At 76.0% G+C, this 25,201-nt stretch carries 18 protein-coding genes; 6 read left to right on the forward strand and 12 right to left on the reverse strand.

Annotation, left to right across the window (positions count from 1 at the left end; genetic code table 11):
- Window positions 1-20: 20 nt before the first annotated feature.
- Both HKK73_RS17340 and HKK73_RS17345 read left to right on the forward strand, forming a co-directional pair.
- Window positions 21-845 carry a MerR family transcriptional regulator gene (locus tag HKK73_RS17340; RefSeq protein ID WP_253705693.1) on the forward strand — a complete coding sequence of 275 codons (825 nt, stop codon included), beginning with the start codon at window positions 21-23 and terminating at the stop codon, window positions 843-845.
- A gap of 135 nt (window positions 846-980) precedes the next feature.
- Window positions 981-2,870 carry a glycerophosphodiester phosphodiesterase family protein gene (locus HKK73_RS17345; protein WP_171468503.1) on the forward strand — a complete coding sequence of 630 codons (1,890 nt, stop codon included), beginning with the start codon at window positions 981-983 and terminating at the stop codon, window positions 2,868-2,870.
- 71 nt (window positions 2,871-2,941) lie between these two features.
- Here the strand turns inward: HKK73_RS17345 and HKK73_RS17350 are convergent, their stop codons facing one another.
- Both HKK73_RS17350 and HKK73_RS17355 read right to left on the reverse strand, forming a co-directional pair.
- Window positions 2,942-4,309 carry a hypothetical protein gene (locus HKK73_RS17350; RefSeq protein WP_171468504.1) on the reverse strand — a complete coding sequence of 456 codons (1,368 nt, stop codon included), beginning with the start codon at window positions 4,307-4,309 and terminating at the stop codon, window positions 2,942-2,944.
- A gap of 46 nt (window positions 4,310-4,355) precedes the next feature.
- Window positions 4,356-5,189, reverse strand: a complete 834-nt coding sequence (locus tag HKK73_RS17355) for a VOC family protein (RefSeq protein ID WP_171468505.1) — start codon at window positions 5,187-5,189, stop codon at window positions 4,356-4,358.
- 156 nt (window positions 5,190-5,345) lie between these two features.
- On the opposite strand from HKK73_RS17355, the gene HKK73_RS17360 reads away from it, so the two are divergent.
- On the forward strand, window positions 5,346-6,626 hold the full coding sequence (locus HKK73_RS17360; RefSeq protein WP_171468506.1) for an endonuclease/exonuclease/phosphatase family protein: 1,281 nt from the start codon (window positions 5,346-5,348) through the stop codon (window positions 6,624-6,626).
- A 274-nt stretch (window positions 6,627-6,900) separates the two neighbouring features.
- Window positions 6,901-8,046, forward strand: a complete 1,146-nt coding sequence (locus HKK73_RS17365) for a ScyD/ScyE family protein (RefSeq protein WP_171468507.1) — start codon at window positions 6,901-6,903, stop codon at window positions 8,044-8,046.
- Window positions 8,047-8,091: 45 nt separating this feature from the next.
- Here HKK73_RS17365 and HKK73_RS17370 read toward each other — a convergent pair whose 3' ends face one another.
- Entirely contained in the window at window positions 8,092-9,552 is a 1,461-nt protein-coding gene (locus HKK73_RS17370; protein ID WP_171468508.1) for a pyridoxal-dependent decarboxylase, read from the reverse strand.
- Between the two features lie 185 nt (window positions 9,553-9,737).
- On the opposite strand from HKK73_RS17370, the gene HKK73_RS17375 reads away from it, so the two are divergent.
- On the forward strand, window positions 9,738-11,357 hold the full coding sequence (locus HKK73_RS17375) for an asparaginase (RefSeq protein ID WP_253705694.1): 1,620 nt from the start codon (window positions 9,738-9,740) through the stop codon (window positions 11,355-11,357).
- Window positions 11,358-11,569: 212 nt separating this feature from the next.
- Window positions 11,570-12,226: a chitinase gene (locus tag HKK73_RS17380; protein ID WP_253705695.1), complete on the forward strand. Its 657-nt coding sequence runs from the start codon at window positions 11,570-11,572 to the stop codon at window positions 12,224-12,226.
- 121 nt (window positions 12,227-12,347) lie between these two features.
- Here the strand turns inward: HKK73_RS17380 and HKK73_RS17385 are convergent, their stop codons facing one another.
- From HKK73_RS17385 to HKK73_RS17425, 9 genes are all read right to left on the reverse strand, one after another.
- Complete coding sequence (locus tag HKK73_RS17385; protein ID WP_171468510.1) at window positions 12,348-14,840, reverse strand: alpha/beta hydrolase-fold protein; 2,493 nt, start codon at window positions 14,838-14,840, stop codon at window positions 12,348-12,350.
- Window positions 14,841-14,980: 140 nt separating this feature from the next.
- The gene (locus tag HKK73_RS17390; RefSeq protein ID WP_171468511.1) at window positions 14,981-15,844 is read right to left on the reverse strand and encodes a CoA ester lyase; all 864 of its coding nucleotides are present in this window, start codon (window positions 15,842-15,844) and stop codon (window positions 14,981-14,983) included.
- On the reverse strand, window positions 15,841-17,061 hold the full coding sequence (locus HKK73_RS17395) for a CaiB/BaiF CoA-transferase family protein (protein ID WP_171468512.1): 1,221 nt from the start codon (window positions 17,059-17,061) through the stop codon (window positions 15,841-15,843). The genes HKK73_RS17390 and HKK73_RS17395 overlap by 4 nt, the downstream gene beginning before the upstream one ends.
- Window positions 17,058-19,121 (reverse strand): SUMF1/EgtB/PvdO family nonheme iron enzyme, encoded by a 2,064-nt coding sequence (locus HKK73_RS17400; RefSeq protein ID WP_171468513.1) that lies wholly within the window; start codon window positions 19,119-19,121, stop codon window positions 17,058-17,060. The genes HKK73_RS17395 and HKK73_RS17400 overlap by 4 nt, the downstream gene beginning before the upstream one ends.
- A 53-nt stretch (window positions 19,122-19,174) precedes the next feature.
- Entirely contained in the window at window positions 19,175-20,155 is a 981-nt protein-coding gene (locus tag HKK73_RS17405; RefSeq protein ID WP_171468514.1) for a ribokinase, read from the reverse strand.
- The gene (locus HKK73_RS17410; protein WP_171468515.1) at window positions 20,152-21,651 is read right to left on the reverse strand and encodes an ADP-ribosylglycohydrolase family protein; all 1,500 of its coding nucleotides are present in this window, start codon (window positions 21,649-21,651) and stop codon (window positions 20,152-20,154) included. The genes HKK73_RS17405 and HKK73_RS17410 overlap by 4 nt, the downstream gene beginning before the upstream one ends.
- On the reverse strand, window positions 21,648-22,853 hold the full coding sequence (locus tag HKK73_RS17415; RefSeq protein WP_233139877.1) for an ADP-ribosylglycohydrolase family protein: 1,206 nt from the start codon (window positions 22,851-22,853) through the stop codon (window positions 21,648-21,650). The genes HKK73_RS17410 and HKK73_RS17415 overlap by 4 nt, the downstream gene beginning before the upstream one ends.
- Window positions 22,854-23,011: 158 nt before the next feature.
- Entirely contained in the window at window positions 23,012-24,301 is a 1,290-nt protein-coding gene (locus HKK73_RS17420; RefSeq protein WP_043656842.1) for an ABC transporter substrate-binding protein, read from the reverse strand.
- A gap of 71 nt (window positions 24,302-24,372) precedes the next feature.
- Window positions 24,373-25,200, reverse strand: a complete 828-nt coding sequence (locus tag HKK73_RS17425) for a carbohydrate ABC transporter permease (protein WP_171468516.1) — start codon at window positions 25,198-25,200, stop codon at window positions 24,373-24,375.
- Between the last annotated feature and the right edge of the window lies 1 nt (window position 25,201).

The raw sequence follows: 25,201 nt of genomic DNA on the forward strand, positions 1-25,201 counted from the left end.
CTTCCGGAGGGTTGGGCGACGTGGGTGCACGAGCGCGGGGGTCGGGCGGCGGTCCCGGCGCGTCCCGGGCGCTGCGCACGTCCGACGTCGCGCGCGCGACCGGCTGGTCCGTCCAGCAGGTGCGCGACCTCGAGGCGCTCGGCGTCCTGCCGCCCGCGGGCCGGTCGTCGAACGGCTACCGCACGTTCGGCGACGAGCACGTGCTGGCGCTGCGTGCGTACCGGGGGCTGGCGACGGCGGTCGGCCCGGTCGTCGCGCGCGCGGTGCTGCGCGACGTCCGCACGCTCCCCCTGCCCGACGCCGCAGCGCGCGTGGGGGCGCTGCACGTGACGCTCGCGCGTGAGCGGGACGAGGCGCTCGTCGCCCGCCGCGCGCTGCTCGCGATCCGCGCGGAGGGCGGGCCCAGCGGCGAGACCGGACCCGACGAGGGCGGCCCGTCCGCGAACGTGCCCGCGGGCGCGGCCGGCGACGAGGACGACGTCCTCACCATCACCGGGCTCGCCGCGGCGCTCGGCGTGCGGGCCTCGACGCTGCGCCACTGGGAGCGCGAGGGGCTCGTCGCCCCCGAGCGCGTCGCGACGCGCGCCGGGACCCACGGTGCGCGCGCCTACCCGCCCGCCGCCGTCCGGGAGGCGCGGATCACCGCGGCGCTGCGGTCGGCCGGCTACCCGGTCGCGGCGGTCCGCGAGACGATCGCGGCGCTGCGCCGGCTCGACGACGTCGTCCCGACCCTCGCGGCCCTCGGCGCCCGGCTCGACGCGATCGCGCGCCGCACCGTCGCGCTGCTCGCCGCGGGGTCCGACGTCGCACGGCTCCTGACGGGCGCGACGGATCCCCCCGGGTGAGGCTCGGGGGGATGCCGAGGGGGCGGCGGCGTCCCGACACCTGACCGTCCCCGAGGCGTCGCCCGGCGTCCACCGGAGCGCAACGCCGCGTTCCTAGGGTCGCCGGGGCAACCGACCCGACGCTCGGAGGACCCGATGACGACCACCCGACGCCGCGCCGTGCGCGGCACCGCCGCCGCACTGGCGGGGACCCTGCTCGCGACGACCCTCGTCGCCGCCACGGCCACGACCGCGACCGTGCCGTTCGCGGCCCCGGCCGCCGCCGCACCCGGCGACGTGCTGCTCGCCGAGTCGTTCGACGGCGACGCCCTCCCCGAGGGCTGGACGCCCGTGCTCGGCGACTGGCAGGTGCGCGACGGCCGGCTCGTCGGCGACGCACCCGACGGGTCGTCGCCCGCGCGGATCGTGTTCGGCCGCTCAGCGGAGAACTACCGGCTCGACGCGACGCTCCGGTTCGAGAGCGTGGACAACGCGTCGCGCTGGGCGGGCGCGATCCTCGACGTCGCGCCCGACGGCACGACCCCGTGGTGGCAGGCGGTCCTGCGCAGCACGACGACGGCGCCCAACGGCGTCGAGATCGCCCAGCGCACCGTCGCGGACGCCTGGAACGTCCCGTACACCGGCTCGGCGCCGACCGACGCCGCGACCGGGCGCGACGTGCACCTGTCCGTCGAGGTGCAGGGCGCGGCCGTCACGTACGCGCTCGACGGGCGGACCGTGCTGGAGGGGCGGATCGACCGGTCCCGCGACGGCGCGCTCGGCTTCGTCACCGCCGGGGCGACCGTGAGCGTCGACGACGTGACCGTCACGGAGATCGAGCCCGCGTCGTACGTCGGCGGCGACGGCGAGCTGCCCGTCACCGTCGCGCACCGCGGCTACTCCTCGGTGGCTCCCGAGAACACGCTCGCCGCCGTCGCGGCCGGGATGCGCACGGGGGCGGAGTACGTCGAGGTCGACGTGCACACCACGGCCGACGGCGTCCCTGTCGTGCTGCACGACCAGACGGTCGACCGCACGACCGACGGCACGGGCGACGTCGCCGTCCTGGCGGGCGAGCAGGTCACCGCGCTCGACGCCGGGTCCTGGTTCTCGCCCGCGTTCGCCGGGCAGCGGCTGCCGTCGTTCGCGCAGCTGCTCGACCTGCTGGAGACCGGGTCGTCGACCCTGCTCCTGGAGATCAAGGGTCCCGAGACCTCCGCGGAGGTCGAGCGCGTCGTCGACATGGTCGTCGAGGCCGGGCTCGAGGACCGCGTGGTGCTCCAGTCGTTCGACGTCGACGCGCTGCGCGCCGCGCGCGAGCACGCCCCGCAGATCCCGCGCGGGCTGCTCCGCGGCGCGCTCGACGCCGACCCCGTCACCGTGGCGCAGGACCTCGGGGCGGTCATGTACAACCCGTCGGCGAGCGCGCTGCTCGCGCGTCCGGGCGTCGTCGCCGACCTCAACGCGGCGGGCGTCGCCGTCATGCCGTACACGGTGAACTCCGCGGCCGACTGGGCGCGCCTCACCGAGATCGGGGTCGACGGCATCATCACCGACCGCGCGGGGGCGTTCGTCGGGTGGAAGCAGGCGCGCGAGCAGGAGGCGCCCGCGCCCGGAGCGCCGACGGTCACGATCGTCAGCCCCGCTGAGGGCACCGAGGTCGAGCGGGGCGGCACGCTCGTCGTCGCGGCGAGCACGACGGACGCGGACGAGGTGGTCGTGACGCTCGACGGCGAGCCCGTGGACAACGGGGCGGTCGTCCCGGCTGCGGACCTCGCGCTCGGCGAGCACACGGTGACCGCGACCGCGCGGGGCGCGGGCGGCGAGGCGACCGCGGAGGCGACCGTCGTCGTGACCGTCACGCCGGAGGGCCTGCGCTCGCGCCTCGCGGCGCTCGACCTCCCGCCCGGCCAGCTGACGAAGGCGCTCGACGCCGTCGAGGCCGGGCGGTGGGCGTCGGTGCGGAAGGTCGTGGAGAAGTTCGTGCGCGACACGGCCACGCGCGAGCGTCTGCTCGAGGAGGTCGACCACCTCGACGGCCGCTGACCGGGCAGCCTGACGGAGCGCCTGACATCGACGTCGCCCGTCCCCGGTCGCAGCCGACCGGGGACGGGCGCTCACGCGTCGGCGAGGAAGCGCCGCCGCTCCCCGCGGGCGGACCCGGCCCGCGCCCAGCCGGTGAGGACGAGGGCGCCGCCCGCGACCCACGGGACGACGTCCCACCCGGGCGGTCCGTCCGACCCGACGACGGCGCCGTCCGTCGCGAGGATCGCCGCCCCGAGGCCGAGCAGCGCGAGGCCCAGCACCAGCAGGACGACGTCCCACGCCGCGCTCCCCGCACCGCGCCGGGGCGCGCGGGCGACGAGGGCCGCCTTCTCGGTCGCGGTGAGCGGCGCCGTCGGGCCGAGGGGCTGGACGCGCTCGGCGCCGTGCCGGAACCGCGCCGGGTCCTCGACGGCCTCGACGAGCGCGGCGGGCAGCCCGAGGAGGTAGGCGAGGTCGGCGACCGGGTCGCCGGGCCAGGTCGACGCGGCGAGCAGGGCGCGCAGCCGGCCCGGGTCGCGCGGGGCGCCGAACGCCTCGACCAGGGCTTCGTACGCACCCTCGGGACCGGACGTCGAGAGGTCCGTCCAGGTGTCGTTCCAGCTTCCGAAGACCCACGGGCGCCCCGGCGTGCTGAGCGTCCAGGCGACGCCCCGGCCGGTGCGCTCCAGGCTGACGACGACCTCCCCGGCGCGCAGGCCGCGCTCGATCGTGGAGCGGGCGCGGAACTCGTCCGAGAGGGCCGACCGGAACGCCTCCTGCGCCGCCTCGTCCGACGCACCGAACCTCGGCGCCTCGGGGCGTGCGGCGGTCCAGACGACGGTGCGCTCGTCGGTCGCGCGCACCCACGCGGTGCCCGCCGGGCGGACGGCGGCGCGGACGAACGCGGCGTCGGCGCGGACGAGCTGCACGACGGCGTCGGGCGCCGCCGAGTCCGTCGCGGGCAGGTCCGCGACCGCCGCGAACGCCTCGAGGAGGTCGTCGGGGTGCTCGAGCGCGCGCAGCCGGTCCGCGCCCGTCGTCGCGTCGCGCAGCCCGACGAGCGCACCGACGGCCGCGAGCACGGCGCCCGGGTCGCCGTCGAGGCGCATCGTGTGGTCGGTGCTCGAGCCGGGCTGTGCGGGGGCCCACGTGACGACGACCGGCGGCGCGACGGCGTCCGGGCGGGCGGCGAGGATCGCGCTCACACCCTCGGGCAGCAGGTCCGAGCCCGCGTCGAGCTGCACGACCCACGGCGCCGGCACGAGCGCGTCGACCCGCGCGAGGGACTCGGCGACCGACGCGGGGACGTCCGCCTCGTCGGCGCACGTGCCGTCCTCGGTGTCGACCTCGGCGAAGGTCCAGCCGCGGTCGTCCGTCGGGCCGACGCGCCCGTACTCGAGGTCCGCGGCGCGGAGACGGTCGACGACCTGGGCCTGCGGGCTGCGCGTCACGACGTTCACGGCGTCATGATGCCGCACCCGCCGCGACCCGGCGGGCACCGTCCCGTCAGAAGCCCTCGGGCGGCGTGAACTGCGAGAGCGTGAGCACCGCGCCCTGCGGGTCGCGGACCTCGGCCTCGCGTGTCCACCCCGTGTCGGCCGAGGACAGCACCACCGCACCGGCCCGCTCGGCCGCCGCGGCCGCGGCGTCCCGGTCCGCGACGGCGAACGTCACCGTGTGACGTGCGGGTCCGGGCTCCTCCAGGACGCCCGCCACGACGTCCCGGAACCCCGGCGGGGCGCTTCCCTGGTTCGCGTCGATCTCGGGGTAGACCGTCCGCGCGAGGTGGTCGCCGTAGCCCTCGACGCGCGCCATCCCCGCCCCGAGGTCCGGGCTCACCTCCCAACCGAGCAGCGGGCCGTAGAAGTGCAGGGCCCGCGCGACGTCGGGCGTGCGCAGCACGCTGAAGTTCCACGTGCCCGGCTCGTTGACGCGCTGCGCGCCGAGCCGCGCGCCGGGCTCCCACAGCCGGAACGTCGCGCCCTGGGGGTCGCGCACGGTCGCCATGCGCCCCGGCGGGCCGACCGTCGTCGGGCCGTCGAGGACCTCGCCCCCGAGGTCCGGGACGCCGCGCGCGGAGGCGTCGACGTCGTCGACCGCGACGTACGTGATCCACCCGGGGTCGGCGCGGCCCGTCGCGACGGCCGCGACGTCCTGCCCGCCGAGCGAGGCGACGACGTACCGCTCCCCCGCGCCGGGCGGGAGCCGGTCCTCGAACTCCCACCCGAAGAGGGCGCCGTAGAACGCGAGGGCGGCGTCGACGTCGGGCTGCTCGGTGTCCACCCAGCAGGGCACGCCGTGCGGGTAGGTGCGGACGGGTCGGGACGGCGAGGTGTCCATGTCTCACGGTCCCACCGGGCACCCACATCGTCACCCCGGCCCGGCGCCGGGTGTTCGACCGCGCGACACCTTCCCGACCTTCCGGGCGTGGGCACCCGTGCGTACGGTGGCGGGGAACCTCTCGACGACCACCGTCCCCGACGACGAGGAGCCACCGTGTCCACGAGACCGTCCACCCCGACCGCGCCCCGCACCCGACCACGCGCAGCACGCACCGCGCTCGCGGCCGCCGCGGCCCTCGCCGTCGCGGGCGCCGGCGCCGTCGCCGCGCCCGCCGCAGCGCACGGCGACCGCCACGGCCACGACCGCGGGACGCTCCGCGTCGCGACGTACAACGCGAGCCTCAACCGCGCCGCCGCGGGCGAGCTCGAGGCCGACCTCTCGACCCCCGACGACCCGCAGGCCGCGACGATCGCCGAGGTGCTCCAGCGCACGCGGCCCGACGTCGTGCTGCTCAACGAGTTCGACTTCGTGCCCGGCGGGCGCGCCGTCGACCTGTTCCGCGACCACTACCTCGAGGTCCCGCAGGGCGGCGCCGAGCCGATCGAGTACCGCTACGCGTACGTCGCGCCGTCCAACACCGGCGTGCCCAGCGGGTTCGACCTGAACGACGACGGCGTGGTCGGCGGCGGGGACGACGCGTTCGGCTTCGGCGCGTTCGAGGGGCAGTACGGCATGGTCGTGCTCTCGCGGTACCCGATCGACACGCGCGGCGTCCGCACGTTCCAGCACTTCCTGTGGAAGGACATGCCGGGGGCGCTCCTCCCGGACGACCCCGCGACGCCCGCGCCCGCCGACTGGTTCACGCCCGAGGAGCTCGACGTCGTGCGGCTGTCGAGCAAGTCGCACTGGGACGTCCCGGTCCGCGTGGGGCGGCAGACCGTCCACGTGCTCGCGTCGCACCCGACCCCGCCCACGTTCGACGGCCCCGAGGACCGCAACGGCCGCCGCAACCACGACGAGATCCGGTTCTGGGCGGACTACGTGACCCCCGGCAAGGCGTCACGCTACATGTACGACGACGCGGGCCGGCGCGGCGGGCTGCGCCCGGGCGCGAGCTTCGTCGTCCTGGGCGACCAGAACGCCGACCCGCTCGACGGCGACTCCGTGGACGCCGCGATCGACCAGCTCCTCGACCACCGGCGCGTCCAGGACCCGGCGCCCCGGTCCGCCGGCGCGGTCGAGGCCGCCACGCTCCAGGGCGGGGCGAACACGACCCACCGGGGCGACCCGGCGCTCGACACCGCCGACTTCGCCGACACCGCCCCGGGGAACCTCCGCGCGGACTACGTGCTGCCGTCGCGCGACCTGCGGGTCCGCGACGCGGGCGTGTTCTGGCCCGTCCAGGCCGACCCGCTCTCGCGGCTCACCGGCGTCTTCCCGTTCCCGAGCAGCGACCACCGGCTCGTCTGGGTGGACCTGGCCGTCCGCGGCTGACCCACCGGCCCCGACGTCGCCCCGGGTGCTCGTCGCCCGGGGCGACGATGGTGGACCGGCGCCGCCCGCGGGTGCACACTCGGAGGTCTGTGCTCACCGCCGACGCACAGCAGACTCCCGGCCGGCGCCTCGCCGGTCGCACGGCACGCCCCCGGCGCGCCACGTCGTCCGGCCCGACGACCACCTCACCCTCGTCCCCGGGGCGACGCCCGCGCCGACAGCAGCGCGCGCCGGCTCCCCTCGCCCCCGCGGGACCGCCGGACCAGGAGCACCCATGAGAAGACTCCGCACCGCCCTGCCCGCCGCCGTCGCCGCCGCGACCGCCGCCCTCGTGCTCGTCGCCGGGCCCGCCGTCGCGCACGGCGGCAAGCCCTCGCCGCGCCCGCCGACCGTGACCGACGTCGCGACCGGCCTCGTCACCCCGCTCAGCCTCGCGGTCGGGCCGCGCGGCACCACCTACGTCACCCAGAACTTCCCCGGGCTGCTCACGGCCGTCGGCCGCGACGGCACCCCGACCGTCCTCTACGCGTCGCCCGACGGCGGCGAGGTGGGCGGCGTCTCCTACGACGGCCGCCGGATCACGTTCACCGAGACGCGGCTCGGCGAGGACGGACCGGTCGCGTCGGAGGTGTCGACGCTGCGGACCGACCGGCGGGGCAACCCGACGGGCGCGCCCGTCCTGCTCGCGGACACGTTCGCGTACGAGCAGGCGAACAACCCCGACGGCGGCGTGACCTACGGCCTGCGCGACACCGACCCGGCGTGCGTCGCCCAGGTCCCCGCGTCGCCCGTCCCGCCCCGGTACACGGGGATCGCGGACTCCCACCCGTACGCGACGACGTCGTCCCGCGGCACCACGTACGTCGCCGACGCGGGCGCCAACGCGATCCTGTCGGTGAGCGACCGCGGCCGGGTCCGGACGGTGGCCGTGCTGCCCGCGCAGCCCGCGGTCGTCACCGCCGAGGCGGCGGCGGGCCTCGGGTGGCCCGCGTGCGTCGTCGGGCAGACGTACTGGTTCGAGCCCGTCCCGACGGACGTCGAGGTGGGCCCGCGCGGCGTGCTCTACGTGACGACGCTCCCCGGCGGGCCCGAGGACGCGAGCCTCGGGGCGCGCGGCGCGGTGTACACGGTCGATCCCTGGCGCGGCGCGGTGCGCCGGCTCGCCACCGGGTTCCTCGGCGCGACCAACCTCGCCGTCTCCGGCGACGGCACGGTCTACGTCGCCGAGCTGTTCGGCGGGAAGATCTCGCAGGTCGGCAAGCGCGGGCCGAGCACCCTCGTCGAGGTCCCGCTCCCCGCGGGCCTCGAGTGGGACGGCAAGGGTCTGCTCGCGACGACGAACGCCCTCCCGGCGGACGAGACGACGCCGCCCGACGGGCACCTCGTGCGCATCGACCTCGGCCGGCACCGCGGGCGCTGACGCACCACCGGCCCCGGGCGTCGGACCGACGCCCGGGGCCGGTCGTCAGGCGCGGGCCGCGGCGACCGCCCGGCCGAGCGCGTCGACGCTCACCGCGACGTCGGCGTCCGTCGTCGCCCAGGAGCTCACGGAGACGCGCAGCACGGCGCGGTCGTGCCAGCGCGAGCCGGACATCCACGCCGTCCCGTCGTCGAGCACGCGCCGCACGACGTCCTGCGTGCGCGCGTCGTCACCGAACGCCGCGCACACCTGGGTGAACACGACGTCGTGCAGGACCTCGCCGTCGAGCGCGCGCACCGCGTCGGCGAACGTCGCCGCGTGGCGGCAGAACCCGTCCACGAGGTCCGCGACGCCCGAGCGGCCGAGCGCCCGCAGCACCGCCCAGACGGGGAACGCGCGACCGCGCCGCGAGAGCTCGGGCACCTTGTCCAGGGGGTCGCCCGCCGCGCTCTGGATGAGGTAGTCGCCGTGCATGCCCATCGCGGCGCGCAGCGGCGCCGGGTCCGCGACGATCGCGAGCCCGCAGTCGTACGGGACGTTGAGCGTCTTGTGCGCGTCGGTCGCCCACGAGTCCGCGCCCTCGTACCCCGCGACGAGGTGGCGGTACGTCGGCGACGCGGCGGCGAAGAGCCCGAACGCGCCGTCGACGTGCACCCACGCGCCGTGCCGGTGCGCGACCTCGACCGCCGGGCCGAACGGGTCGAACGCCCCGGAGTGCACGTTGCCCGCCTGCAGCACCACGATCGTGGGCGCCGACGTAGAGCCCCGGTCTCCCGAGGTAGAGGCCAGGTCCCGCGAGGTAGAGCCCTGGTCCCCCGAGGTAGAGGCCTGGTCCCGCGAGGTAGAGGCCGGGTCGGCCAGCGCCTCCTGGAGCGCGGCGACCGAGACCCGGCCCTGGTCGTCCGCGGCGACGACCTCGGGCTCCCCCAACCCGAGGTACGACAGCGCGAGGTCGACCGACTCGTGCCGCTCGGCACCGACGAGCACGCGCACGCGCGGCGCACCCGTGAGGCCGTCGCGCCGCACGTCCCACCCCGCGCGGCGCAGCACCTCGCCGCGCGCGGCGGCGAGCGCCGTGAAGTTCGCGGTCGTGGCGCCGGTGACGAACCCGACCGCGCCCGACGCGGGCAGGCCCAGCAGCTCGAGCAGCCACGCGCTCGTCACGTCCTCGACGGCCGTGTGGGCCGGGGTGACGGTGCGCAGCGCGGAGTTCTGGTCCCACGCGCTCGTGAGCCAGTCGGCCGCGAGCGCCGCCGGGTGGCTGCCGCCGATGACCATGCCGTAGAAGCGGCCCGACGGCATCGCGGTGAGGCCCGGCCCGCACGCCGTGGCGAGCAGGTCGACGACGTCGGCGGCCGGGCTCGGGCCGTCCGGCAGGTCCGTGCCGAGCACGGCGACGACGTCGGCGACGCCCGCCCGGGGCGGGACCGGGCGCGTCGCGAGGGAGTCGAGCCACGCGGCGGCGTGCTCGTGCGCCCGCAGGAGGGCGGCGTCGCGATCGTCCATGACCGCTCCTGACCGGGCCGGACCGACGCCGGCCCTCCCGCCAGGCTGGACCCGCGGACAGCGCGGGTCAACCGCTCCGGCGGTAATCGGCACGTCCGTACTTCTTACGCCCAGGCAATCCCCAGGCAACACACGGTCCCTAGCGTCGGGCGGGCCAGATGTTCCCCCCGACGGAAGGCCCCCTGTTGAGAACGTTCACCCTGACCCTGTCCGGCCGCGCCGTCGCGGCCGTCGTCGCGCTCGTGCTCGCGTGCGCCGCCCTCGCCGCGACGGTCGCGTACACCGTCGCCGACTCCCGGGCGTCGGCCGCCGCCGCGCGCGCCGAGGGTGCCGCGGCACCGGTGCTCGCGGCCGGGACCGCGCCCGCCAACCCGCTCGGCATCACGTCCGCGCGGTACGCGACCGCGACGGCGACCGCCGCGGCGGAGAAGCCGAAGGTCGTCGTCGTCGCGACCGGCGGCACGATGGCCGGCAAGGCGACCGGCCGCGACACGTTCACGAGCTACCGCGCCGGCACGTACCGCATGGAGGACATGCTGAACACGCTGCGGCCCGAGCTCGACGCGGTCGCCGACGTCACCGCCGTCCAGTTCGGCAACGCCGGCTCGTCCGGCTACTCGATGGAGCAGTTCCACGCGCTCACGCTCGAGGTGGAGAAGCAGCTCGAGACGGCGGACGCCATCGTCGTCACGACCGGCACGGACACGCAGGAGGAGTTCGCGTACTGGCTCGACCTCACCGTGCGGTCGCGCAAGCCCGTCGTCACGTCCGGCTCGATGCGCCCGTGGGGGTCGGGCGCCGGGCCGGACTCGAGCCTCGTGTTCGGCACGGACGCGCCCGCGAACCTCTACAACGCGATCAAGGTCGCCGCGTCCCAGCAGACGTTCTGCTTCGGCACGGTGCTGATGCTCAACGACGAGATCCAGGCGGCCCGCGAGGTCACGAAGTCGAACTCGTACCGCACCGACACGTTCCAGACGCGCGAGTACGGCGTGCTCGGCTGGATCGACGGCGACAACGTGACGCTCGGCCGCGCCCCGGCGCGGGTGCTCGCGTGCGACACCGAGGAGTGGTTCACGCCGTTCGACCTCGCGAAGGTCGACGCGAAGACGCTCCCGCGCGTCGAGATCCTCATGTCCTACCAGCAGGCCGGCGGCGAGGCCGTGACGGCGTTCGCGAACGCGGGCGTCCAGGGCATCGTCACCGCGGGGACGGGTGCGGGGGGCATCTCGTCCGCGATGAGCCAGGCCCGCACCGCCGCCGTCCGCGACAAGGGCGTCTGGTTCGTCTCGACGACGCGCACCGGGTCGGGGTCGTCGTACGGGGGCGGCAACGGCATCATCGCGGGCGGCGACCTCACGGCCGTCAAGGCGCGGCTCCTGCTGCTCCTGTCGCGGGCCTTCACCGACGACTTCGCGACCGCCCAGGGCTGGTTCACGACCTTCGGCAACGCGTCCTTCGACCAGTCCGCGACAGCGGCCACCGTCGGCGCCGAGCCGGGCTCGACGACGGTCCGCTTCTCCGGCACCGCGACGCCGTCGTGCAAGGCCGCGGGCAAGCAGCTCTGGCTGACGGCGTCCGTGACGAACGAGGACACGGTGCCGATCGACGTGCACGTGCAGACCCCGGCGGGCGAGCACACGTTCTCGGCGGTCCCCGCCGGGGAGTCGGCCGAGAAGACGCTCGCCGTGAAGGCCAAGACGCTCGCCGCGGGCGAGATCACGCTCGTCGCGACGAAGGACGTCGACGGACGGGCCGTGCAGACGGAGACGACCGCCGCCTACCCGGAGACGGCATGCCGCTGACCCCCTGACCTCCACCCGTCGAGCACGGGGACGGCGACCGGATCCGCACCGATCCGGTCGCCGACCCCGTGCTCGGCGGCGCCTTGGGCGTCTCGGTGGGCGGCTCGGTGGCACATCCGAGGCATCTTTCACGGTTACGCAGGTCTCCTCACGAATCCCGTAGGGTGGTCGGGGCCGCGGCGTCGCGGCCGCCGCCGACGAGGGGGGACCCCGTGACCGACCCGACGACCACGACCACCACCGCACCGACGACGTTCGTGGTGACCGAGCAGCAGTTCGACGCGATGTTCCCGGAGCGGAACCCGTTCTACACGTACGCCGGGCTCGTCGCGGCGACGGTCGCGTACCCCGCGTTCGCGACGTCGGGCGGCGACCGTGTGGCCCGGCGCGAGGCCGCGGCGTTCCTCGCGCAGGTGAGCCACGAGACGCACGGGCTGGAGCACGTCGTCGAGGTCAACACCGCGAACTACCCGCACTACTGCGACCCCGCGCAGCCGTACGGGTGCCCCGCCGGGCAGGACGCCTACTACGGCCGCGGCCCGCTCCAGCTGAGCTGGAACTTCAACTACCGGGCGGCCGGGGAGGCTCTGGGGATCGACCTCCTCGCCGACCCGTGGCTCGTCGAGCAGGACCCGACCGTCGCGTGGCAGACGGCGCTCTGGTACTGGAACACCCAGCCCGGCACGGCCTCGATGACGTGCCACGACGCGATCGTCGGCGAGCACGGCTTCGCCGAGACCATCCGCTCGATCAACGGCCCGCTCGAGTGCGAGGGCGGCAACCCCCGCCAGATGAACAACCGCGTCCGCCTCTTCCGGCACTACGTCGAGATCGTCGGCACGACCACGGGCGACCACCTCACCTGCTGACCGCGCCTCCCCGACACCACCGCCCGCCGAGCACGGGGTCAACGACCGAAATCCCGAAGAAACGGTCGCCGACCCCGTGCTCGGCTGCGTGCGGGGGGCGGCGGCAGCGTAAGGGTCGGGGTCAGGGGCAGGTGAGGGCGGCGTACGGGACGACGACGGCGCGGCCGTCCACCGTCGCGGTCGCCTCGCCCGCGGGGACGGTCGTGGCGCGGACGGCGAACGACCGGTAGGCCGACGCGCCCGGGGCGACGTCCGCGACGACGTGCGTGCCGTACGGCGTCGCGAGCTCGACGTCGACAGGCGCGTCGCCGGTGCTCGTCGCGCGCACGGCGACGTAGGCCTTGCCCGCGAGGCACCGCGCCTCGGCGGTGACGTCGAGCGCCGGGCCGGTGGCCCCGGCGTCGGGCACGACGGCGTCCCACGGCGTCCGGGCCACGAACACGTCGGCGGCGCCCGCGTTCGTCGTGCCCGCGGGGGCGCCGTACGTGAGCCCGGTGAGCAGCGCGGCGCCGTCGCGGCCGTCGGCGGCGGGTGCGGGGGCCGCGAACAGGTTCGCGTCGTCCCACTCGTCGGCGCCGTCGCGCTCGCGCGACCCGGTCTGCGTCGCCTCGCCCGGGGTGCCGTCGGCCGCGACGGGGAACGTCACGACGTCGACCCCGCCGACGGCCGTGCCCAGCGCGCCGTAGGTCGTGCCGACGACGAGCACCGCGTCGTCGGCGCCGAGCACGCCCGTCACGCCGCGGTCGTCGGTCGACGTCCCGACCTGCGTCGTCCACAGGACCTCTCCCGCGGTGTCGAGCGCGCGCACGACGACGTCGTTGTCCCCGAGGTTGCCGCCGTCGCCGAGCGCCCCGCGCGTGTGCCCGACGGCGACGACCGACCCGTCCGAGCGCGCCACGAGGCCGTTGACCTGGTCGTTCTCGCTCGTCGCGACGGCGCGCAGCCACTCCTGCTCGCCGTCCGCGCCGTAGCGCGCGACCCAGCCGTCGTTCCCGCCCGCGCGCTCGGCCCCGGGCATCCCGCCGCCCGACACCCCGCCCACGTACACCGCGCCGTCGGGCGAGGCCGCGACCGCGAGCGCCTTGTCCTCGCCGGGCCCGCCCACCTGGCGCAGCCACAGCAGCTCGCCCGCCGCGGAGACCCGCCCGACCAGCGCGTCCTTGTCCCCGGCGCTCGGCGCGTCGCCCACGGCACCGCTCGTGTACCCGGCGACGTAGGCGCCGCCCGCGCCGTCGGGCGCGACGGCGTAGAAGCGGTCGGCCGCGGCGGGGTCGCCGGTCTGCAGCGTCCAGGCGCGCTCGCCGTCGGCGGTGACGGCCGCGACGAACCCGTCGTCGCGCGTCGTGCCCGCGTGGGCGCCGTCGAGGTCGCCCTTGGTGTACCCGGCGACGAGCACGCCGCCGTCGGCGCCCGGCACGACGCCGTACGCGCGGTCGTCCGCGGCCGTCGCGACTGTGTGCCGCCAGACCTCGGCGCCGTCGGCGTCGCGCCGCACGACGACCGTGTCGAGCCCGCCCGCGGGCTCGTACCCGTCCCACGCGCCGGCGAGGTTGAGCGCGACGGCGGTGCCGCCGTCGGGCAGGGCCGCGACCCCGCCCGCGCGGTCGTCGCCCGTGGAGCCGAGGAGCTCGGCGTCCCACGGCGCGGCGGGCGTGGTGCGCAGGCGCGCCGAGACGTCGACGACCCCCTCGCGGAACGCGGGCCGCCAGACGTCCCAGTCGTGGCCGCCGTCGAGCACGCGCAGCTCGGCCGTCACGCCCGGGACGCGGCGCGCCTGGTTGTAGAGGCGCGCGGACTCGAAGTCGATGTCGTGCGTGGCCTCGGCGGGGTCGGGGTTGGCCCACTCGTCGTCGCCGACGGCGACGAACAGGTGCACCGGGAGCGCCGGGTCGAGCGCCGCGAGCGCCGTCGGGTACGACAGCTCGGTGTACCGGTCGGCGTCGAACGGCGCGCTCCCGACGCCGTAGCCGCCATGGTCGCGGGCTGAGGAGTCCGCGGGCGGCTGCGGCACGTAGACGGCGGGGCTCAGCACGATGCCCGCGGAGAACGTGTCCTGGTGGGCGAGCGTGAACCGCAGCGCGCCCGCGCCCCCCATGGAGTAGCCGCCGACGGCGCGCGCCTCGCGGTCCTCGACCGTGCGGTAGGTCGCGTCGACGTGCGCGACGAGGTCGCGCGTGAACGCCGTCTCGACGGCGGTGCCGGCGCCCGCGCCCGTCGCGTCCCCGGTGTACAGCGAGTCCGTGTACCAGGAGCCGCGGTCGTTCCACGGTGCGTCGGGCATGACGACGACCATCGGCTGGATCTCGCCCGCCCCGATGAGCTCGTCGAGGTCGCCCGTGACCTGCTGCCACGCGGCCTGCGTGTCACCGCGGCCGTGCAGCAGGTAGAGCGTCGGGTACTCCTGCGCGGCGTCGTCGTAGCCGGGCGGCAGGTAGACCGTGTAGTCGATGGGCCCGGCCGCGGAGTCCGCGACCCGCCCCGTCTCGACCGTGCCCTGCTCCGCGGCGGTCGCGGGCAGCGCGAGCGCCGACCCGCCGATCGTCGCGCTCACCGCCAGCGCGGCGAGCGCCGCCGTCGTCCCGGGCCGCCGGTACGGCCGTCGTGCTGCGTCCATGGTGTCTCCTCGTCGAGATCCGGTGATGACTGCCCCCTCCCCCTTCCCTCGTCCCGCCGAGCACGACGTTGCTGTCGTGACCGGGCCGATGACGACAGCGACGTCGTGCTCGACCGGGAGGAGGGTCGTTCTCGGCCGCGTTAGCCGGGCGGGCGGCGGCCCGCCAGGGCCAGCACGGTGCGCGCGCGCTCGACCATCGCGACGTCGAGGAACGTGCCGTCGGCGAGCGCCACGACGCCCGTGCCCGACGCTGCGGCGTCGCCGACGCGCTCGACGACCTCGCGCGCGCGGTCCACCTCGTCCGGGGTCGGGAGGAACGCGTCGCGGATGGTGTCGAGCTGCGCGGGGTGGATCGCGGTGCGGCCGCAGAAGCCGAGCGCCCGCCCGGCGCGGCACGACGCCGCGAGCCCGTCGAGGTCGCGCACGTGCGTGAACGCGGACATCGCGGGCGACGGGAGCCCCGCCGCCCGGGCCGCGACGACGACCCGGCTGCGCGCCCACGCGAGCCCGGCCTCGTCGTCGACCCGCAGGTCGGAGCGGAGGTCGGCCTCGCCGAGCCCGAGGGACGCGACCTGCGGCGACGCCGTCGCGAGCTCGAACGCGCGCTCGACGCCGAGGGCCGACTCGACCAGCAGGTGCAGCGCCCGCCCGGGGAGCGCCGCCGCGAGCGCGCGCACCTCGTCGGCGGACTCGACCTTCGGCGCACGCGCCCCGACGGCGAGCGGCATGCCCGCGAGGGCCGCGACGTCGGCGGCGTGCCACGGCGTCGCGGGGTGGTTGACCCGCACCTGGACCCCGCGCGCGGCGGCCGCGTCGTCGAGCAGCGCGACGGCGTGCGCCCGCGCCTCGTCCTTGCGCGCCGGCGCGACGGCGTCCTCGAGGTCCACGAGCACGACGTCGGCCGCGGACCCGAGCGCCTTGGCCACCCGGTCGGGCCGGTCCGCGGGCACGTACAGCAGCGTCAGCGGCGGCGCGGCGCCCGGCCGGTCGCCCCGGCCCGTCACACCGCCCCCTCGGCCCGGAGCTCCGCGACGCGCTCGGGCGAGAACCCGAGCTCGCCCAGCACGGCGTCGGTGTCGGCGCCGTGCGCGCGGCCGGTGAAGCGGATGACGCCGTCGTTCTCGGACATCCGGAACAGCGGGCCCTGCATGAGCATCGGGCCGAGCTCGGGGTCCTCGATCTCGTGGATCGTGCCGAGCGCGCGGAACTGCGGGTCGTCGACGATGTCCTGGGCGTCGTAGATCGGCGCGACGGCGGCCTGCGCCTCCTCGAACGCGGCGACGACCTCGTCGCGCGTGCGCTGCGCGATCCAGCCGCCGACGGCCTCGTCGAGCAGGTCGGCGTGCTGCGCGCGCTCGACGCCGCTCGCGAACCACGGCTCGTCGACGATCTCGGGGCGCCCGACGAGACGCAGGACGCGCTCGGCGATGGACTGCGCCGACGTCGACACCGCGACCCACTGCCCGTCGCGCGTGCGGTAGGTGTTGCGCGGCGCGTTGTTCGCGGACCGGTTGCCGGTGCGCGGCTGCACGGTGCGGAGCTGGTCCCAGCGCGTGATCTGCGGCCCGAGCATCGCGAGGATGGGCTCGATGATCGCCGTGTCGACGACCTGCCCGTGCCCGGTGCGCTCGCGCGTCGACAGCGCGACCATGACGGCGAACGCGGTCGCGAGCGACGCGACGCCGTCGGCGAGGCCGAACGGCGGGAGGGTCGGCGGGCCGTCGGGCTCGCCGGTCATCGCGGCGAACCCGCTCATCGCCTCGGCGAGCGTGCCGAACCCGGGGCGGGTGCGGTACGGCCCGACCTGCCCGAACCCGCTCACGCGCGCGAGCACGAGCCGCGGGTTGCGCGCGGACAGCTCGTCGTAGCCGAGGCCCCAGCGCTCGAGCGTGCCGGGCCGGAAGTTCTCGACGACGACGTCCGCGTCGGCGACGAGCGCGAGGAACACCTCGCGGCCGCCGTCGCTCCCGAGGTTCGCGGTGACGGTGCGCTTGTTGCGCCCGAGCGTCTTCCACCACAGGTTCACGCCGTCCTTCGCGGCGCCGTGCGTCCGCGACGGGTCGGGCTTCGTGGGGTGCTCGACCTTGACGACGTCGGCGCCCAGGTCACCGAGGTGCATCGCCGCCATGGGCCCGGCGAACAGCGTCGACGCGTCGACGACGCGCAGGCCCGCGAGCGCGCCGGCGGCGGGGTCGCGCGAGACGCGCGGTGCGTCCGTCATGCCGTCACCTCCGTCGCGTCGTCGGCGAGGTCCCACGCGCAGCGGAACCCGACGGTCGCGCCGCGCGCGAGCCCCAGGCCGGGGACGAGGAGCTTGACCGCGTAGTCCGGCGCGTGGCGCCCGCCCTCGACGTACCAGTCGGAGCCCTCGGCGCGGTGGTCGCTCCCGCCCTTGAGCATGACGAACCGGGTCCGGCCGTCGGAGTGCTCGGAGCCCGTCCAGCTCCACACGGCGGGCTCGCCGCGCGTCCAGCCGGGCTGCTCGGCCGCGAGCTGCCACTCGTCCTCGGTGGGCAGGCGCCCACCGCGCCACGCGCAGTACGCGTGCGCGTCGTCGAGGTCGACGAAGGTCACGGGCTCGTCCTCCGTGCCGGGCGCGGGACGGCCGTCGACCCAGTGCGCGAGGAAGCGGTGCGCGACGGCGGGCACGTACCCGGTGGCCGTGAGGAACTCCGCGAACTCCGCGTTCGTCACGTCGCGGCCCACCGCCACCGGGGCGGCGAGCTCGCCGTCGCGCTGGAGGGTCCGTGCGTCGTGCAGGCGCGGCGGGAGCGGCTTCCACTCGTCCACGTACGGCGCGCCCTGGTACATCCCGGTCTCGCGCGCGCGGTACCGGACGGTCAGCACGTACGGCCCCGCGGGCACGACGACGGCGCCCGCCCCGGGCGCGCCCGTCGCCCGGGCGGCGTCCTGCCCGACGACGGCCCCCGGCCCGGCCGGTTCCGTCCCCCCGGTCGGCGCGGACGTGGGGACAGAGGCGTCGAGACGCCGCGCGAGCCGGTGCGGGAAGCGCGCGTCGGGGTCGTGCGGCGCGGTCTCGTCGAGCGAGGCGACCACGTCGCGCAGGTGCGGCAGCCACGCAGGCTCCGCCGCGCCGTCGGCCACGTGCAGCGCCGCGGCGATCCCTCGGCCGGGCACGCGCACGTCCGCGCCGTCCCCGCCGCCCGCGAGCAGCGGGCCCGCGTAGTCGGCGTCACCGCGGTTGACGAGCGTCCACAGGGTCACGCCGTCGAGCTCCCAGCGCGACGCGTACACCCCGGCGGCCTCGGCCTCGGGCGCGAGCTCGGCGAGCGGCGTCCACTCGCCGTCGAGCAGCAGCGGCCGCGCCGCGCGCTGGACCGTGACCAGGCGCGTCACGGTCGCGGCGTCGCGCCGCGACCAGCCGACCCACACGCCGAACACGACCTCCCACACCATGACGCCCACGCCGTTGAGCCACGCGGACTGGAGCTCCTCGGAGTGGTCGCGGTGCCAGCGGCGCACGTGGTGCTGCATGTGCCGGCGCTCGTACCAGTGCGCGCGCAGCACGCCGGGCACGGGCGAGTCGGCGAAGAACTGCGCCCACGAGGACGAGTGGTCCTCGATGCGCTCGACCGGGAGCTTGGACTCGCCCTCCAGGACGATGCCCGGGCGCGCGGCCTCGAGCCGCGCGACGAGCTCCGGCTCGGCCTTCTTCAGCGTGTCGAGGAAGACGCCGTCGGCGCCGAGGTCGCGCACGACGGCGGCGAGCTCGGTGAGGTCGTCGTCGCCGCGGCGCGTGCCGACGTCCCACGGGTTGTAGTCGACGAACACGTGCAGGCCCGCGTCGTGGAACGTCTGCACGAGGTCGACGATGCCCGGGACGTCGCGGTAGAAGTCCCACTGGTTGCGGTCGTCGATCCCGATGACGGGGTACGCGTGCCACAGGACGACGGCGTCGAGGCCGCCGAACCGCTCGCGAGCGTCGGCGAGGAACCGCTCCGGCGTGAACCGGTGCTCCTCGAACGAGTACAGCAGCTCGTCCCACAGCCACACCTGCGCGACCGTCGAGCACCCCGCGGCCCACGCCGCGGCCGGGCGGTCGTACGCCGCGCCCGTGTACCCGTGGCGACGGCGCGCGTCGTCGCGCCACGCGGCGAGGCGCTCGCGCCAGGCCGGGCGGTCGGCGGGGTCGGCCGGGCCGACGAAGATCTTCGCCTCGTCGAGCGCGAGGGACTGCTCGGGCGTGAGCGGCCCGTCGAGCGCGACCTCGGTCGGCAGGTCGATCGGGCGCGGGACCAGCGGGTCGAACGTGTAGGTCATGGTGCCTTTCCCTCGGCGGGCCGGGCCCGCGCTCGGACGTGCTGCGGACGGGCTCAGGTCGGTCGGTCGGGGTTCGCGGCGCGCTCGGCGAGCGCGACGACGTCCGCCGCGTCGGGCACGGCGTCCTGCGCGCCGGGCCGGGTCACGGCGAGCGCGCCCGCGGCGGCGGCGAGCCGCGCGGCGTCGGGCAGGTCGGCGCCGCGCGCGAGCGCCGCGGCGAGGACGCCGCAGAACGTGTCGCCCGCGCCGGTGGTGTCGACCGCCTCGACGGCGATCGCGGGGACGGTCGTGAGCAGGGGCCCGGCCGGGCGGCGCTCCGCGACGAGGCTGCCCTCTCCGCCCAGCGTCACGACGACGGCCGGCACGCGCTCCAGCAGCAGCCCCGCGAGCGCGCTCGGTTCGGTGTCGCCGGTAGCGCCCGTCAGGTCCGCCGCCTCGTGCTCGTTGACGACGAGCACGTCGAGCGCGGCCCAGACGTCGTCGGGCAGGTCGCGCGACGGCGCCGCGTTGAGGACCAGCAGCGCGCCCGGTCGGCGCGCCGCGGCGGCGGCACGGACGACGTCGAGCGGGATCTCGAGCTGCGCGAGGACGACGTCCGCCGCGGCGATCCGCTCGGCCTGCGCCGCGCCGACCGTCACGTGCGAGTTCGCCCCGGGCGCCACGACGATCGCGTTCTCGCCGTCGGGCGAGACGGTGATGAGCGCGGTGCCCGTCGCGGCGTCCACGCGCTCGACGAGGTCGGTCCGCACCCCGCCGCGGTCGAGCGACGCGAGCAGCAGGTCGGCCGCGTCGTCGTGCCCGAGCGCGCCGACGAACGTCGTCTCGGCACCGCCCGCGCGCGCCGCGCCGACCGCCTGGTTCGCGCCCTTGCCGCCGGGGTTGCGCCGCAGCTCGCCGCCGAGGATGGTCTCGCCGCCGCCGGGGTGCCGCGGCACGTCGACGACGAGGTCGACGTTCGCCGACCCGACCACCACGACCCGTCCCGACCCGCCCGGGACCGTGGCGCCCTGCTCCCCGTCCGCCGTCGTGCTCATGCCTGTGCCTCCTCCGTGGGACCCTGCACGGCTCCCTCGGCCACCACGACCGGGACCGTCGCGAGCGCGACCGTCCGCGCCGCGAGGTCCACGATCCTCTGCTCGCCACCGGGCAGCGAGGTCGCGATGTGACCGTCGAGCGGGCGCGTCCACCGCTGGCCGATGCCCTCGACGCCCTGCAGCGCACCCACCACGCCGCCGACCGTCGCCCCCGCGGAGTCGGTGTCCCAGCCCGCGGTGACGGCGATCGCGACGCTCGCGCCGAAGTCGCCGCGGCCGTCCGCGCCGCGCCCCGCGGTGAGCGCGTAGGCGATCACCGCGGCGTTGTTGAGCACGTGCACCCAGTGCAGGTCGCCGTACGCCGCGTGGATCGTGTCGAGCCCGGCGCGCACGCCCGCCTCGGACGCGTCGCCGTCGCGGCCCGCGTCCCGCCCGAGCCGGATCGCCGCGGCCAGGCGGCTGCCCGGCGGCACGACGGCGTCCGCCTCGTCGAGCACCTCGTCCACCGTCTCGCAGACCGTCGCCGCCGACGCGAGCGCGGCCGCCCACATCGCGCCGTACACGCCGTTGCGCGTGTGGCTCAGGCGCGCGTCCGTCCACGCGAGGCGCGCGGCCTCGCGCACGTCGCCGGGCGAGACCCAGCCGAGCACGTCCGTGCGGATGAGCGCGCCGATCCACTCCCGGAACGGGTTGTGGTGCGTCGCCGTCTCCGGCACCGGCCGCGCGTCGAGGATGTTGCGGTACGCGGCGCGCTCGGCCGTGAACACGCGGCCCGCGGGCAGCGCGTCGAGCCAGAGCTGCGCGACGTCGTCCGTCGTGAAGCCGCGCCCGTGCCGCTCCAGCAGGGCGAGCGCGAGGATCGGGTAGTTGAGGTCGTCGTCCTCGGGCATCCCGTCGATGTTCTCCTCGAGCGACGTCGGGGCGCTGCGCCGGTTCCACGGCCAGCGCGCGGCGACGTCGTCGGGCAGCCCGACGGCGGTGAACCAGCGGTCCAGCGGCCACCGGCCCGTGGCGCGCAGGATCTCCTCGATCCCGGCGCGCGGGATCTTCTCCACCGGCTTGCCGAGCAGGCAGCCCGCCGCGCGCCCGGTCCACGCGCCGAGCACGCGGTCCGCGTACGCGGCGTCGGCGGCGGCGGCGGTTCCGCTCGGCACACCGGCCCCGATGCCGGCGGAGGACCCGACGGCGCCCGGGCGGGTGGGCAGGCCAGGCGCCGCCGGGAGCGTGGCGAGGATCGCGTCCCAGTCGTCGGGCTCGTGCGCCGCGGGCGCCGCGGGCAGCGCGTCGAGCTCCACGAGCAGGTCGCGCGCGAGCGCGCGCAGCTCCGGGGTCGCGGGCACGGGACCGGCCCCGCTCACCGCGGGGACGGGGTCCCCGCCCGCGGCGGCCCAGCGCTCGCGCACGTCCGCGAGCGCCGCGGGGTCCTTGCCCTCCGCGGCGGCCTGGACGAGCTCGTGCGCGAGCAGGTCCTCGGGCTGGGCCCAGGTCAGCCTCACGCCGGGTCACCCGCCCGCGCGGCGAGGGCCGCGCCGTCGACGGGCGCGTTGCCGAGCTCGGCGAGCGCGCGGAGGCGGGCGGTCGCGCGCTCGCGGTCGGCCCGCAGGATGTCCTGCGCGGCGGACGCCATGAGCCGCCCGGTCTCCCGGACGTCCATGCGGCTCGCCTCCTCGATCGCGTCGAGCCACTCGTCCGGCACGACGGCGGTCCCGCCGAGGCCCGCGCACACCGCGCCGGCCATCACGGCGATCGAGTCGGCGTCGCGGCCGTAGTTCACGGCGCCGAGGACCGCGCCGCGGAAGTCGCCGCGGTGCCCGAGCACGAAGCCGAGCGCCGCGGGCAGCTCCTCGATGGACTTGGTGCGCGACGGGCGCCGCGCGTCCATCGACATCTGCCGGTACGCGGGCCCGACGGAGTCGAACGGCGCGACCGTGTCGCGGATCAGCCGCGCGAGGGCGCGCTCCTCCTCGTCGGTGGTGGGCGCCGTCGTCCAGCCGTCGAACGCCTCGACGACGGCCTGGAGCGCGGCGGCCGTGCCGTCGTGCGCGACGTCGAGCGCGGCGTGCACGACGTCGTCGACCGTGGCCCCCGGCGCGACGGACGCGGCGACCATGGCCGCGAACACGCCCGCGGCCTCGCGGCCGTAGCTCGACTGGTGCGCCCCGGTGAGGTCGATCGCCTCGGCGTACGCGCCGCGCGGGTCGCCCGCGTTCGCGAGCCCGACGGGCGCGACGTACATCGCGGCGCCGCAGTTGACGACGTTCCCGACCCCGGCCTCGCGCGGGTCGACGTGCCCGTAGTGCAGGCGCGCGACGATCCACTTCTCCGCGAGGAAAACGCGCTGGAGCAGCAGGGCCGTGGACTCGAGCTCGGGGATCCAGCGCGGCTCGCCGATCATGAGGGGCACGAGGTCCTCGGCCATCGCGTACGCGTCGAGGTGCTCGCGGCGCTTCGCGTACACCTCCACGAGCGCGCGCGTCATGAGGGTGTCGTCCGTGATGTGCCCGTCACCCTTGTGGTAGGGCGCGATCGGACGCGCGTCCTGCCAGTTCGGGTACCAGGGCTCCACGATCCCCGTCACGCGGCCGCCGTGGCGCTCCTCGATCTGCTCGGGCGTCCAGCCCTCCGTGGCGCCTCCCAGCGCGTCCCCCACCGCCGCTCCGGTGATCACTGCCACCGCTCGGTCGTCCAGCCAGGTCACGATCCACTCCCTGTCGATCCGTCTCGGCGCCTCGCGCCGGTGCGACCCGTGCGGGTCGCGGTTCCCGGCCGGGCGGTCGCGTGCGCGGCCGCCCGGCCGCTGCTGCTCAGTGCTCGCCGCGACCCGTGACGCGGTGCCGCGGCGAGCGACCGAGAGTGCTACTTGGTGATCTCGGCCCAGCCCGACTCGAGCTCGGTCGCGAGCTGGTCGGCGTCGATCTCCTGGGCGAGGAACTTCTGGTACGCGGGCGTCGCGACGGTGTCCTTCCACTGCGCGTACGCGTCGACGAACAGGTACGGCGCCGAGGTGAGGTACTGGCCGGAGGAGAGGATCGTCGACCAGCCGTTCTCGTCGCCGAGCGACTCCGCCATGGCCTCCTGGGCCGACGTCGTCGCGGGGATGAGCGCGTCCGCCTCGTTGAGCGCGGCGAGGTTCTCCGTCTGCGTGAAGAACTCGATGAACTCCGCGGACTCCTCGACGTGCTCGGAGTCGATGTTCACCGAGAGCGTCTGCGGGTTCGCGGCCTGCTCGGCGCCGTCGGGGCCCTCGAGCGGGGGCAGCACGACCCAGTCGAAGCCCTCGGGCGCGTCGTTCGCGATGTTCGCGGCCTGGAACGAACCCTGGATCGTCATCGCGACCTGCCCCGCGTAGAACGACGCGAGCGTCTCCGACCCGGACTGCGTGAGGGTCACCGGCAGCACCGTGCCGTCGGTGTGCGCCATCGTGTCGACGAGCTCCGGCAGGGCCATCTCGCCCTCGCCGATGGTGATGCTCGCGTCCGCGCCCGTGCCCTCGAAGTACTCGCCGCCGAAGCCGGGGGCCATCGCCATGAACGCGGCCGTCGGGCTCGCGAGCCCCCACCCGAGCCCGTACGCGCCGTCCTTCGTCGTGGCCTGCGCGATCTGCCGCAGCTCGTCCCACGTCATCGTCTCGCCCGTGGGGATCTCGACGCCGGCCGCGTCGAGCATCGTCTTGTTGGCGAAGACCATGTAGGACTGCAGCTCGGTCGGGTACGCGATGACCTGGTCGTCGACCGTCACGGCGTCGAGGATGCCTTCGGGGATGTCGTCCCGGCGCTCGTCGGACATGTACTCCGAGAGGTCCGCGAGGTACCCGTCGACCGCGAACGGCACGATGCTCGCGGCCTCGTAGTGGATGATGTCCGGCGCGGCGCCGCCGTTGAACTGGGTGATGAGCTTGTCGTAGATGCCGTCCCAGCCGGCGGGCACGATCTCGACCTGGACGTCGGGGTTCGCCTCGTTCCAGTCGGCGACGATCTTCTCGGTCGCCTCGATCGCGGCGGGCTGGTCGGACAGCGACTGGAACTTCAGCGTCACCGTGCCGCCGTCGGCGCCGTCGTCCCCGCTGCCGCCCCCGCTGGAGCAGGACGCGACGAGCAGGGTCGTGATCGTGAGGCATGCGGCGATGGACGCACCACGAGTCTTCATGGTTCTACCTTTCGGGTGGGGGTGGGGTCGGGAGAGCCTGGGGACGGGACCGGGCGTGGAGGGGGTCACGATCAGCCCTTCACCGCGCCCGAGAGCAGGCCGCCGGTGAGCTTCTTCTGCATGATCGAGAAGAAGACGATGCTGGGGATGGCCGCGAGCACGGAGCCCGCGGCGAGGGGGCCGAGCGCCACCTTGCCCTCGCCGCCGATGAACATCTTCAGCGTGATGGGCAGCGTGTAGTTCTCGGGCGACTGGAGCAGCACGAGCGCGAAGAAGAACTCGTTCCACGAGGACACGAAGCTGAACATCGCGGTCGCGACGATCCCGGGCATGAGCAGCGGGAAGACGATGGTGCGCAGGACCGTGAGCCGGCTCGCGCCGTCCATGGAGCCCGCCTCCTCGAGGTCCACGGGGATGGCACTCACGTAGCCCTGCATCATCCACAGCGCGAACGGCAGCGTGTACGTGGTGTGGACGAGCGTGAGGCCGACGAGCGAGTCCGTGAGCCCGATGGTCCGCAGGATGAGGAACAGCGGCAGGATGATGAGGATCACCGGGAAGACCTGGCTCACGAGGATCCAGCCGACGCCCGCCGCGCGGATCTTCCCCCGCAGCCGGGCGAGCACGTACGACGCCGGCAGCGCGATGACGATGACGAGCATCGTGGACACGACCGCGACGATCGCGCTGTTCCAGGCCGAGCGGACGAGGCCCTGCCGGGTCAGCGCCTGGGAGTAGTTCTCCCAGTGCCAGTCCTGCGGGATGAGGCTCACGGTGAGCGAGTTGAGCTCGCCCGAGGACTTGAGCGAGGCGGAGATCAGCCAGAGCAGCGGGAAGCCGAGGAACAGGATGTAGAACCCCAGGGCCGCGTACTGGGCGGGGCGGACGAGTGCGCGCACG

Origin of the sequence: Cellulosimicrobium sp. 72-3 (assembly GCF_013127315.1) — a bacterium.
GTDB classification, from domain to species: Bacteria; Actinomycetota; Actinomycetes; order Actinomycetales; family Cellulomonadaceae; genus Cellulosimicrobium; species Cellulosimicrobium funkei.

Excerpts from the sequence above, each read along its gene's own strand:
- HKK73_RS17345 (WP_171468503.1), top strand. The coding sequence starts at position 981 with ATGACGACCACCCGACGCCGCGCCGTGCGCGGCACCGCCGCCGCACTG.
- HKK73_RS17355 (WP_171468505.1), bottom strand. The coding sequence starts at position 5,189 with ATGGACACCTCGCCGTCCCGACCCGTCCGCACCTACCCGCACGGCGTG.
- HKK73_RS17365 (WP_171468507.1), top strand. The coding sequence starts at position 6,901 with ATGAGAAGACTCCGCACCGCCCTGCCCGCCGCCGTCGCCGCCGCGACC.
- HKK73_RS17370 (WP_171468508.1), bottom strand. The coding sequence starts at position 9,552 with ATGGACGATCGCGACGCCGCCCTCCTGCGGGCGCACGAGCACGCCGCC.
- HKK73_RS17385 (WP_171468510.1), bottom strand. The coding sequence starts at position 14,840 with ATGGACGCAGCACGACGGCCGTACCGGCGGCCCGGGACGACGGCGGCG.
- HKK73_RS17395 (WP_171468512.1), bottom strand. The coding sequence starts at position 17,061 with ATGACGGACGCACCGCGCGTCTCGCGCGACCCCGCCGCCGGCGCGCTC.
- HKK73_RS17400 (WP_171468513.1), bottom strand. The coding sequence starts at position 19,121 with ATGACCTACACGTTCGACCCGCTGGTCCCGCGCCCGATCGACCTGCCG.
- HKK73_RS17405 (WP_171468514.1), bottom strand. The coding sequence starts at position 20,155 with ATGAGCACGACGGCGGACGGGGAGCAGGGCGCCACGGTCCCGGGCGGG.
- HKK73_RS17420 (WP_043656842.1), bottom strand. The coding sequence starts at position 24,301 with ATGAAGACTCGTGGTGCGTCCATCGCCGCATGCCTCACGATCACGACC.